Consider the following 12,308-nt stretch of genomic DNA (forward strand, 5'->3'; position numbering starts at 1 on the left):
TTTTTTTATTATATTCCATCTCTATACATCTTATCTTGAAAGTTATCACTCCAAGTATTCTTCTAGTTGCTCTTTTAACTCCTCTTCAATCTCATAGTAAGATTCATCAACAAGTTCCCCTATTTTCTTACTCCCCAAAATTCTCGATTGAATTGGCATTCCTAAAAAAACATTTTCGCATTTCCAAATTGGAATGATGTAAAATTCAATCATCTCCTCTTCTTCATCTAATACCGCTATAGAAACTGATGAATAATAGCCCATTTCAAAGGGATTCTCCTTATCTCTTGCAAATTCCATACATAATTTCATATTTTTTTCTATGTATAAATGTGAATACTCTTTACAAAGTTTAAGTGATATTCGCTCTATTTCCTTTTCCATACATTGAATTTTCTCTTTCAATTCCAATGTAAAATTTTGTTCTTTATACTTCATTTCCGCCTCCTTACACACAGAAAAAGAGAATACAATAACATATTCTCTTTTCTCAAATATATTTCATTATCTCACAGCCCGTCCTTTTACAAATAACCATTTTGCTCGCACCATGTATGAAATTGTCCTACATCTACTCCAACTAACACGATATCCTTTAGCTCTACAGCAATACTTTGTTCCCCAATTACAATAGCAAAGTGGGTTTCTAATTGTTTTTCATTTTTCTTTACAGTTCCAATTCGGTTCCGATGCGGCCCATCTTTTATATATGCTTTTTGTCCTACAATATCAAAGTTCAAGATTCTCACCTCTTTTACTGCGCTCAAATTGGAAATACAATCTCCACCTCGGAAAATTTCCTTTCATTGCACTATTTCTCTATATATATGACGAAACAATAAAAGAGTCCTTCCTTCTTTACAATTATTTTTTCTTTGTTTCATTTTTATGATTAAAACGTAAAGATTATAATAAAATACACTTGGAAGCGCTTTCTACGTAACTTTTTATGTTATAATATAAAAGTAGAACTTCGTAAAGAGGGTTAAAAAATGAATACAAACATGATTAAAAAAGTAATTGAAGCATTAAAAGTATATGGCTTTCAGGATGTATCATTCTGTGAAGAAACGAAGCAATTTTTATTTCATAACGAAACCGATATTATGAGCGGCTATGCAGCAATAACATATAGTAGTCAATTCGAAAAATTTAACGTACAAATTCATCCAATTGAAACGCATCACCAAGCAGAGTTACAAGAGGTTGAAAGACATATACAAGCTTGCATACGAAAAGTAGAGTATTTAAATGCACTTCTTACTGGACAAACAAAGCTAGATGATAAAATTATTATTATGTAAAAAAAAGAACGTGATATCCTCACGTTCTTTTTCTTTATATGTTCATCTTTTCTTTCAATTGTAATCCTGTAATGGATTGTAATACATCCATTACCTCTCCAAAAGTCATATCAAAAATCGTTTTATCTTCTATGTATGGAAACTGTCTAAAACGCTTTTCTAACATTTTCACTGCATCCGATGTGAAATTTGCGCTATCAATGCCAAATTCTGTTTCAAGAAGCACGATCCAATCTAACACGTGAAAACCTAATCCATTTACGAATGAAATCAGTTTTTCTTCTGGCTGTGAAGCTAAGAATACGTTTCGCTCCATCTCACTAAAAAGTTCTTCTCCTAAAATTCCTGCTAACTCATCATCATGTTCGCGTTCAATAATCTCTTCATAACCGTAATCATCAACAAGCTCTTCTACTTCTTCACTATCTGCAAAAAGTAATTGACTAAGAATTGCATCTTTCTTAAATTCACTGTTTTGTACAACTTCTAAAAAACTTGTTTCCCATCCATTTTCTAATTTCATATTTATAACTCCTTTATATGCTTTACTTATAATAACTGTGCCCAAAATAGACTAATGGTAACCTTCACTCTTTTTTGCAAGAAATATTTCTCGCTACATTCCCACGTCTAACATTCCACTTTATTCAATATATATGAGACAAGCCCCTCAATTTCTCCTTCGAAAATATCAACTTCTCGTAAATGGTAGAATGTAGTTTGCAACTCATTGCCCTTGTGATATATATAAATTTTCTTTTCTAAAGCAATTGCCATCCCTAATTCTGTATGACTTCCATTTCCACCATTTAGTATGAGTAAGAAGACATCAGCTTCTCGAATCGCTTCTTGTTCTTCTTCACCAATCTTTTGCAATTGTTCTCTATTGGTTGCTCTTTCATTTTTCGTCCAATCATATGTATGCTGCCATCCCACTTCTTTCAATTGGCTTGATACGAAACGAACAAGATGTTTATTTTGAAATCCTGAAGCAATATAAAATTTCATTTATATCCACTCCTTCAATATGTATGGGGAAACTCCTTTTTTAGCGTTAATGGGATTTTTCCAAAAAAAATCCCCATCTTTAGAACTTATTTGCGTTTCAATGATGGGGTGCCTCATGATCTTCTTTTATTTTTTGTTTTTTATAACTTTCATCAGCTAACATTTCTAGTTCAGCTGTTATTTCTGATTTTTCAAGCTCTCGTTCTTGTGAAAATTTCCGTGAAATATAAACAATAACACTACCAACGTACAACACAAAGCATATAATAAGTGCAGTATTTTCATAGAGACTTAGCTCCAACACAGTCACTCCTAATCCATTCGTATTTTCACGCTTAATCAATTGGAATTTCCCTATTAACCATTTGTTATTGTAACATAAAAATATCAATTATTGGAATCTTTCATCCTACTAAAAAAGACATGATTGTTTAATCATGCCTCTGAAATATGTTGAATGATAGTTTTAATCGCTTCTTTTCCATTATATTTTTTTAATGCTGTTTTATACATCTCATTATTATGAGATAGCTCTTCTATATGCTTTATAAGCGAGTTCACCGTTACATCCTCTTCGTATAATACCGATGCATACCCTTGTCTTTCAAATGATTCAGCATTTAAAATTTGATCTCCACGGCTTGCAAATTTCGATAACGGAATTAAAACCATCGGCTTTTGCATTGTTAAAAATTCAAAAATCGCATTGGATCCCGCACGTGAAATAACAAAATCTGTTGCTGCTAATATATCCGGCAACTCTCCATGTACATATTCAAATTGTCTATATCCTTCCGTATTTTGTAAGGATTCATCAAGATTTCCTTTTCCGCAAAGGTGCACAATTTGATAATTTTTCAGAAGATCTGGAAGTGCCGATCGAACCGTTTCATTAATTTTCTTTGCTCCTAAACTTCCTCCCATAACAGTAATAACTGATTTCTTACGGGAAAACCCTAGAAACTTTAAACCTTTTTCAAGATTTCCTCTTAGTACGTCTTCACGTACAGGCGATCCTGTATATATTACTTTTTCTTTCGGTAAATGTTTCGCTGCTTCTTCAAATGTAACAAATATTTTCGAGGCAAAACGGAGCGCAATTTTATTTGCTAGTCCAGGTGTCATATCAGATTCATGTAATAAAACTGGCACCCTATTTAGCCATCCTCCAATTACGACTGGTACGGATACGAAACCACCTTTTGAAAAAATAACATCCGGTTTTAGTTTACGAATTGTTACATACGCATCCATAACACCTTTCATCACGAGAAAAGGATCTTTTATATTTTTCAAATCAAAATAACGACGTAGCTTCCCGCTTGCAATACTATAGTATGGAATCCCTTCATTTTCTATAATCGTTTTCTCGATCCCTTGATGAGAACCGATGTAAGAAATGTCCCAGTTTTCTTTCTGTAAATGTGGAATAATTGCTAAATTAGGCGTTACATGCCCTGCCGAACCGCCACCTGTAAAAACTATTTTTTTCATACGTCTCCCCCTTCTACACTATAGTACACTAAAATACCTTGCCTCAGGGTGAGAAAATACCATAGCCGTTACAGACGCTTCTGGCTCCATCATAAATCCTTCTGTTAATGAAATACCAATTTCTTCTGGATGAATTAAGCGAAATAATTTTTCTTGATCAGCAAGTTCTGGGCATGCTGGATAACCAAATGATACGCGTATTCCTCTATATTTTGTACGGAATCTCTCTTCCATCGTCAGTTCAGGTGAATCTGGAATTCCCCAACGATCACGAATGAGCATATGTGTTTTTTCAGCAAGTCCTTCTGCTAATTCAAGTGCTAACGATTGAATTGCATGACTGCGTAAATAATCTCCCTTCGCCTTCCATTCCTCTGCAATATCTCGAACCCCTTCTCCAACGGTAACAGATAAGAAAGCGACATAATCCATCTCATCTCCAATCGGGCGTATATAATCTCCTAAAGTACGGTATGGTGCTTTCCCTTGTCTCGGAAATTCAAATCGCTCTATAATACGTGTGTGATCTTCCGGATCGTATATAATTATATTTTGTCCATCACTTTGCGCCGAAAAAAATTGATACACCGCTTTTGGGCGTAACCAAGATTGTCCTTCTTGTAATAATTCATCAATTAAATCATTTAGCTCATGTGCTCTTTTATCCCCTTCTTGCAGGAGTTTTTTTACGTTTCCTTTTAACCCAAGATGGTGTCCAATTAACATTTGTCTATTTAAAAATGGTGCAAGATGAAGGGCAGGAATATCCCTTAATACAACTCGTTTCGTCGAATCTGGCACTATAACAGTTGCTTTTGGCAACGGCTCAATAACTGCGGGAATTTCTATTTTTTTCTCCTCTTGTTTCACAATATGAAGATGGCGTTCCTTTTTATCTTGCTTCATCTTTTCACGTTCTTCTTCTTTTTGTAATTTGTTAATAATATCAAGACCTGTCATCGCATCACTTGCATAACATACGAGCCCTTTATATGATGGCGAAATACGATTATCTGTAAACTTTCTCGTTAACGCTGCACCACCGACAACAATTGGAATATCAATATTGGCTGCTTTTAAATCTTCAGCAGTCGTTACCATTTGTTGTGCGGATTTTACTAACAAACCAGAAAGACCAATAATATCAGGTTTCTTTTCTTGTACTTCTTGAACAATTCGATCCGAACGAACATTAATTCCTAAATTAATAATTTCATATCCGTTATTTGATAAAATAATTTCAACGAGATTTTTCCCAATATCATGTACGTCACCTTTTACAGTCGCTAATAATACTTTCCCTTTTTTTGCACTATCACTAGATTCCATATGTGGCTCTAAATAAATTACGGCAGCTTTCATACTTTCAGCACTTTGTAATACTTCAGCAACGATAAGCTCATTACCATTAAATAATCGCCCCACCTCATCCATTCCTGTCATAAGCGGCCCGTTAATAATATCCAGAGGTTTTCGTCCTTCTGTAAGCGCGAGACTTAGATCTTCTTGTAGTCCTTGCTTCGTACCTTCTACAATATAGTTTGCCAGTCGTTCATCAAGTGTTAGCGTTTCTTGTATAACGACATCTTTCTTTTTGGCAACACGATAAAAGTTTGTAAATTTTTCTAACGTCTCTTTCGTCGTTTCAAATAATAATGCATCCGCAAGACGTTTTTCTTCCTCTGGAATTGACGCATAGCGCTCTAATTTTTCCGTATTAACAATCGCATAATCTAATCCTGCTTTCGTTGCATGGTATAAAAAGACAGAGTTCAATACTTCACGTCCTGCTGGTGGTAAACCAAAAGATATGTTACTCACACCTAGAATCGTTAAACATTCTGGTAACGCTTCTTTAATAAGACGAATTCCTTTTATAGTCGCTGCCGCTGAGCCTATATATTCTTCATCACCTGTTCCTACAGGAAACACAAGCGCATCAAAAATAATATCAGATGGGCGTATACCATACTTCTTCGTTAGTAATTCATAGCTTCTTTTAGCAATCTCTATCTTTCTTTCTGCACTAACTGCCATACCATCTTCATCAATTGTCCCTACAACTATCGCAGCACCGTATTTCCGAAGAAGGGGTGTCACTTTTTCAAAACGTTCTTCTCCATCCTCTAAATTAATAGAATTGATAACACCTTTTCCTTGAATATAAGTAAGAGCTTTCGCCATAACATTTTCATCTGTTGAATCAATCATAATCGGTACTTTTAACACTTTCGTAACTTCTGCCAAGAATCTTTCCATATCTTCTATTTCATCACGATCAGGGTCTGCCATACAAATATCAATAATATGAGCATTTTTCTTCACTTGCGCTCTTGCCACTTCAGCAGCCTCTTCAAATTTCCCTTCTGCTACTAATCTTTTAAACTTACGCGATCCAATTACATTCGTCCTTTCTCCAACAAATAAAGGCCTCATAGAATCATCGTATTGCAACGCTTCTAGTCCACTAATTCCATGTCCAACCCTTTCATGATGCTCACGAGGATTAATCGAGGCAAGCGCCGATTTCATTACACGTATATGTTCTGGTGTTGTGCCACAACAACCACCAATAATATTAATCCATCCTTCTTCAGCAAAACGTTTTACTTTTTCAGCAAGTGACGCTGGAGATTCGTGATAATGCCCATCTTCATCAGGAAGACCAGCGTTTGGATAACACGAAATATAACACTCCGATAAATCAGATAGAGAACGAATATGTTCCCTCATAAATTCTGGACCAGTAGCACAATTTAATCCAACCGATAATGGCTTCATATGCTCTACCGATAAATAAAAGGCTTCGATCGTTTGACCCGCTAAAGTCGTTCCCATCGGTTCAATTGTTCCAGAAATCATAATGGGTACTATTTTGTTTAGTTCTTCAAACGCCGATTGAATTCCAATGTACGCAGCTTTCACATTACGCATATCTTGACTTGTCTCAACGAGTAATACATCAACTTCTCCTCTTAATAGTCCTCTCGCTTGCCTTGTATAGGCTTCGATTAACTCTTCAAAAGTCACACCGCCTGTAACACTAATTGCTTTCGTCGTTGGTCCCATCGCTCCCGCAACATATACTTCTTTCCCGCTTTCTTTGACCGCTTGCTTCGCCAAAAACGCTGCCCTTTCGTTTAACTCTTCATCTAAATGAGACAATGCATAATCACTTAATACAATATTCGTCGCGCCAAATGTATTCGTTTCAATAATATCTGCTCCAGCTTCAATGTAGACTTTATGAATATTTAAAATAACATCCGGTCTTGTTTTTACTAAATATTCATTACAACCTTCGTATTCTTCTCCTCCAAAATCTTCCGCTGTTAAGTCTTCTTGCTGGATCATCGTTCCCATTGCACCATCTAATATTAAAATTTCATGTTGTAATCTCTCTTCTATTCGTTTCATCAATTAATACCCTCTTTCACTTCTTGCTTTTCTCTCACATATTTCACGAGATGTTCTGTAATTTCATATTTTAAAAACGGCGTAATAAGATAAATACCGTTAAAATATTTCATCGCCGCATCAATCAACTCTTGTGAAATACGAATTCCTTCCTCGATAGCAGCCTCTTTCGTTTTATGTCCATCCATTCTTTGTCTTACATCTTCAGGGAGCATAATACCCGGTACTTCAAAATGAAGAAAATCTGCATTCCGCTTACTTACTAACGGCATAATTCCAATAAAGATAGGTTGTTCCAAATGCTTTGTCGCTTCATATACTTCTTCTATTAAAGCAACATCATAAATTGGCTGAGTTAAGAAATATTCTGCACCAGCATCAATTTTTCGTTCCATTCGCTTTACCGCTGCTTTTAAATGCCTTACATGAGGATTGAATGCCCCTCCGACAGAAAATCTTGTTGCCGGACCAATTGATTTCCCTAAAATAGAACGACCGTCGTTCATCTCTTTAATCATTTTAATTAGCTCTATAGATGACAAATCATATACAGAAGTTGCACCTGGAAAATCACCAACGCGCGCTGGATCACCAGTTAAAGCTAGCACTTCTTCCATACCTAATGCTGATAATCCAAGCAAGTGAGACTGTAGTCCAATGACGTTATGGTCTCTACACGTTAAATGCGTCAATACTGGAATATCATGCTTCGTTAATAATGCACCCATAGCCATATTCGAAACGCGAGGAGATGCTAATGAATTATCTGCTAGAGTAATAGCATCCGCTCCAGCCCTTTTCAGTGCTCTTGCCCCTTCAAAAAAACGCTGCGTGTCTAACGTTTTCGGTGGATCTAATTCCACTACAACTGTCGTTTGTTTCTTTGCCTTTTCTGCGAGAGTAACATGAACTCTCGAACGTTTCTCATGTGTATGGACCACTTTAGGCCTTACAATCGTCTTCTTTGCTATTACAGGTGCAACATTTGCAATAGCACGTTTCATTCCCTCAATATGTTCCGGGGTAGTACCACAACAACCACCTAATAAACGAATACCTTGTTCAATAAAGTTTGGTGTCATCTCTTCAAAATACGCTGGACTTCCCTCATATACGTAACGCCCTTCCACATAATTCGGGAGACCTGCATTCGGATATGCTGATAAATATCCATTTTGAGGAATCGATATCATTTTGAAAGCTTCCGTCATATGAAGTGGCCCTAGTTGACAGTTCAATCCCACAACATTGGCACCGTAATCCAAAAGCTGTTTTAATATTTCATTGACATCATTCCCATTTTGAGTCGTACCTGCCTCATGTAACGCTAACTGAGCAACAATCGGAATATTCGTTTGTTTACGCAATACTTTAACGGCATGCAATAATTCAAATTCATCATAAAAAGTTTCTAATAGTAATCCATCAACCTGTTCTTCTAGTAAAGCACCTGCCTGCTCAAGTAACATAAATTCTCTCTCTATATCAGTCGTTGTAACAGCACCAATATGTTTCATACCTCCAATTGTCCCTAAAATTGCATTCCGCTCTGTTACTGATGCTTTCGCAATATTCACTGCCGCTTTATTAATTTGGACAACTTGATTTTCTAGACCATACATACGGAGTTTCGCTTCATTCGCACCATACGTATTCGTTTGAATAACATCCGCTCCAGCAGCTACATATTGTTTATGGATCGATATAATTAAGTCCGGATCAGACAAATTCAATTCTTCAAAACTACTTTGTAAACCATGCGAATGTAATAACGTTCCAACCGCACCATCACCTATTACAATTCCTTTTGATAATAAATCTAGTAATTTCACGAATCTCCCTCATTTCTATCAATATAAAAACCCCCTCTTCACTTTGAAGAGGGGGACATAATTGTTCCTCCTCTTATTATGCAAAACACACGTTTTGCAGGTTTTAGCACCGTTTCAAACATTTAGTTTGAAGGTTGCCGGGTTTCACAGGGCCTTTCCCTCCACCGCTCTCAATAAGAGTTTGTCTTTATTATTTTATTTATGTAGCTAAAAGGAAATACGTTCCCCTTTTAACAATGTTTGTTAATTTTTTATAAATTTAGCATGCACTAAAATAAAAGTCAATGACACTTGCGTAAAAATAAAAATTATTTAAAATAAAGTTGCAATTCAATTATCTTTTGTTGTAAAGTTAAAAACATAATAAAAATTTCATACGAACATTCTTATCTAGAGAGGTAGAGGGACTGGCCCTATGACGCCTCAGCAACCATTAACATTCATTCGTTAATAAGGTGCTAATTCCAGCAAATTGTGAAAGATTTGACAGATGAGAAGAAGACTCTATTCAATCCGAAAGCCTTCTTCTTAGAAGGCTTTTTTTATTTTCACTTAATTGTTCAATTTAAAAAGGAGGAATTTTCACATGTCAACAATCGAAACAAAACTAGCACAAATCGGGAACCGTAGCGAAACTACAACTGGAACTGTTAATCCACCTGTTTATTTCTCAACGGCTTATCGTCACGAAGGAATTGGTAAATCTACTGGCTTTGACTATTCAAGAACTGGAAATCCGACTCGTAGTCTTTTAGAACAGGCAATTGCAGACTTAGAAAGCGGTGAACAAGGGTATGCCTGTAGTTCAGGAATGGCGGCTGTTCTCCTTGTCCTTTCACTATTCCGTTCCGGAGATGAACTTATCGTATCCGAAGACTTATACGGAGGAACATATCGTCTATTTTCCGAACATGAAGACAGGTGGAATATTCGATGTAGATACGTAGATACACAATCTATTAAACAAATTGAGCAAGCAATCACACCTCAAACGAAGGCTATTTTCATAGAAACACCGACTAATCCATTAATGCAAGTAACTGATATCGTAAGTGTAGCAAGTGTAGCGAAAAGGCACGGACTACTTCTTATTGTAGATAACACGTTCTATACACCTTATATACAGCAACCATTAACAGAAGGTGCAAACATCGTCCTTCATAGCGCAACTAAATATTTAGGCGGACATAACGATGTACTAAGCGGACTTGTCGTTGCGAAAGGGAAATCTCTTTGCGAGGAGCTTGCTCATTATCATAATGCCTCTGGTGCCGTCTTAAGCCCGTTTGATTCATGGCTATTAATTCGAGGCATGAAAACTTTAGCACTTCGCATGAAACAGCATGAAGAAAACGCTCATGCAATTGTTGCTTATTTAAATGATGAAGATGGTGTGACAGATGTATTTTATCCAGGAAGAGGTGGTATGATTTCATTTCGCCTTCAAGATGAAACTTGGATTAATCCTTTCTTACAATCTTTATCCTTAATTACATTTGCTGAAAGTCTTGGCGGCGTCGAAAGTTTAATGACTTATCCAGCAACGCAAACTCATGCCGATATTCCAGAAGATGTTCGAACAGCACGCGGTGTATGTAATCGTCTTCTCCGTTTTTCAGTCGGCATCGAAAATAGCAATGATTTAATTCAAGACTTAAAGCAAGCAATTAAACTTGTAAAAGAAGGTGTAAGAATATGAGTTATTCCATAGATACGCTTTTACTGCATAATCAATACAAACATGACCCACACACAGGAGCTGTTAACGTTCCCATCTATAACACATCAACATTTCATCAGTTTGATGTAGATGCTTTCGGAAAGTATGACTATAGTCGCTCAGGAAATCCAACGCGTGAAGCTCTTGAAGATATCATTGCTTTATTAGAAGGTGGGACAAAAGGATTCGCCTTTGCATCAGGAATTGCAGCCATTTCTACTGCATTTCTCCTTCTTTCACAAGGCGATCACGTACTCATTTCAGAAGACGTATATGGAGGCACTTACCGAATTATAACCGAAGTTCTCTCCCGTTACGGTGTTTCACATACATTTGTTGATATGACCAATGTGGAAGAAGTAAAAGAAAACATTAAACCAAATACGAAGCTCTTTTATGTAGAAACACCTTCTAACCCACTTTTAAAAGTGACAGATATTCGTGCTGTTTCTAATCTTGCAAAATCTATTGGTGCTCTTACTTTTGTTGATAATACATTTTTGACACCACTATTTCAAAAGCCACTTGATCTTGGCGCTGATGTTGTTCTTCATAGTGCAACAAAATTTATTGCTGGTCATAGTGATGTCACCGCCGGATTAGCTGTCGTAAAAGATGAAGAGCTTGCTCAAAAGCTCGGCTTTCTACAAAATGCTTTTGGTGCTATTTTAGGACCGCAAGATTGTTCTCTCGTGCTTCGCGGCATTAAAACATTGCATGTACGTCTCGAACATTCAGCTGCAGGTGCCAACAAAATCGCACATTTTTTACAAGAGCACTCTAAAGTTCAAAATGTCTATTACCCTGGATTACAATCACATCTTGGTTATAGTATTCAACAAAATCAAGCAACATCGGCTGGGGCTGTTTTATCTTTCACCTTACAATCCGAAGATGCACTGCGCCAATTCTTATCAAAAGTTAAACTGCCCGTTTTTGCGGTTAGTCTAGGAGCTGTTGAATCTATTCTTTCATATCCAGCAAAAATGTCACATGCAGCCTTATCACAGGAAGCACGTGATGAAAGAGGTATTTCCAATTCATTACTCCGTTTATCGGTTGGTCTTGAAAATGTTAACGATTTAATATCCGATTTCGAAAATGCTCTTTCTTATGTAGAAGAACCTATTAATGCATAAAGGGAAGAAACAAAGCTGTGTACGAATAATAAAATTCTTCAACAAATAAAATAGTTGTTTAAAAAGATGAACTCTAGAATAAATGACTAATGACTTGCTCATTCTAAGATTTATCAGTTACATCCAAACATTTCATTATCATCATAAAGAAGCTGATCATAATCAGCTTCTTTTCTTTTAACCTGTTATATATTCTGTATATAATATTATAATTCCTTTGTCATATTATTTTAAAAATTTCGTATATTCATTTGAAAGAATAAGAAAATCATGATAAAATTGTGTTACGAATATATCTATATCTTTCAATTTTTGAAACGCATCAAAATTTTCACCCAAAAATGTCATTTTACAAAACTGTGCAAATTTATCTATTTTATTTACATCAGGGTCT

Annotated in this window: 11 protein-coding genes and 2 riboswitches; of the genes, 3 read left to right on the forward strand and 8 right to left on the reverse strand. The window is 36.0% G+C overall.

All coding sequences use genetic code 11. The features are described 5' to 3' along the window. Positions 1-45: 45 nt before the first annotated feature. Complete coding sequence (locus tag NSQ47_RS14775) at positions 46-438, reverse strand: hypothetical protein (RefSeq protein WP_016106155.1); 393 nt, start codon at positions 436-438, stop codon at positions 46-48. A gap of 86 nt (positions 439-524) precedes the next feature. Next, entirely contained in the window at positions 525-740 is a 216-nt protein-coding gene (locus NSQ47_RS14780; RefSeq protein WP_002160480.1) for a DUF3912 family protein, read from the reverse strand. A gap of 252 nt (positions 741-992) precedes the next feature. On the opposite strand from NSQ47_RS14780, the gene NSQ47_RS14785 reads away from it, so the two are divergent. Next, a complete protein-coding gene (locus NSQ47_RS14785) occupies positions 993-1,304 on the forward strand; it encodes a hypothetical protein (RefSeq protein ID WP_002160479.1) in 312 nt (103 codons plus the stop codon). A 34-nt stretch (positions 1,305-1,338) separates the two neighbouring features. On the opposite strand, the gene NSQ47_RS14790 is transcribed toward NSQ47_RS14785, so the two are convergent. The 6 genes from NSQ47_RS14790 to NSQ47_RS14815 form a co-directional block, all read right to left on the reverse strand. Next, a complete protein-coding gene (locus NSQ47_RS14790) occupies positions 1,339-1,827 on the reverse strand; it encodes a hypothetical protein (protein WP_002160478.1) in 489 nt (162 codons plus the stop codon). Positions 1,828-1,934: 107 nt separating this feature from the next. Continuing rightward, positions 1,935-2,312, reverse strand: a complete 378-nt coding sequence (locus NSQ47_RS14795) for a nucleoside 2-deoxyribosyltransferase (protein ID WP_002111842.1) — start codon at positions 2,310-2,312, stop codon at positions 1,935-1,937. A 97-nt stretch (positions 2,313-2,409) separates the two neighbouring features. Continuing rightward, entirely contained in the window at positions 2,410-2,652 is a 243-nt protein-coding gene (locus NSQ47_RS14800) for a DUF3966 domain-containing protein (RefSeq protein WP_085960924.1), read from the reverse strand. Between the two features lie 95 nt (positions 2,653-2,747). Then, a complete protein-coding gene (locus NSQ47_RS14805; RefSeq protein ID WP_341037230.1) occupies positions 2,748-3,806 on the reverse strand; it encodes an undecaprenyldiphospho-muramoylpentapeptide beta-N-acetylglucosaminyltransferase in 1,059 nt (352 codons plus the stop codon). A gap of 18 nt (positions 3,807-3,824) precedes the next feature. Continuing rightward, a complete protein-coding gene (gene metH, locus NSQ47_RS14810; protein WP_341038240.1) occupies positions 3,825-7,223 on the reverse strand; it encodes a methionine synthase in 3,399 nt (1,132 codons plus the stop codon). Continuing rightward, a complete protein-coding gene (locus NSQ47_RS14815; protein ID WP_088079374.1) occupies positions 7,223-9,055 on the reverse strand; it encodes a bifunctional homocysteine S-methyltransferase/methylenetetrahydrofolate reductase in 1,833 nt (610 codons plus the stop codon). Before NSQ47_RS14815 ends, metH begins: the two co-directional genes overlap by 1 nt. 70 nt (positions 9,056-9,125) lie before the next feature. Continuing rightward, positions 9,126-9,235, reverse strand: a riboswitch (SAM riboswitch). A gap of 203 nt (positions 9,236-9,438) precedes the next feature. Beyond that, positions 9,439-9,552, forward strand: a riboswitch (SAM riboswitch). Positions 9,553-9,641: 89 nt separating this feature from the next. Here NSQ47_RS14815 and NSQ47_RS14820 point away from each other — a divergent pair. Continuing rightward, a complete protein-coding gene (locus NSQ47_RS14820; protein ID WP_341037232.1) occupies positions 9,642-10,754 on the forward strand; it encodes a methionine biosynthesis PLP-dependent protein in 1,113 nt (370 codons plus the stop codon). Beyond that, positions 10,751-11,914 (forward strand): cystathionine beta-lyase, encoded by a 1,164-nt coding sequence (gene metC, locus NSQ47_RS14825; RefSeq protein ID WP_341037234.1) that lies wholly within the window; start codon positions 10,751-10,753, stop codon positions 11,912-11,914. Before NSQ47_RS14820 ends, metC begins: the two co-directional genes overlap by 4 nt. The last annotated feature ends 394 nt before the right edge of the window (positions 11,915-12,308 follow it).

The sequence above is a fragment of the Bacillus sp. FSL R10-2780 genome (genome assembly GCF_038006125.1).
GTDB lineage: Bacteria > Bacillota > Bacilli > Bacillales > Bacillaceae_G > Bacillus_A > Bacillus_A cereus_U.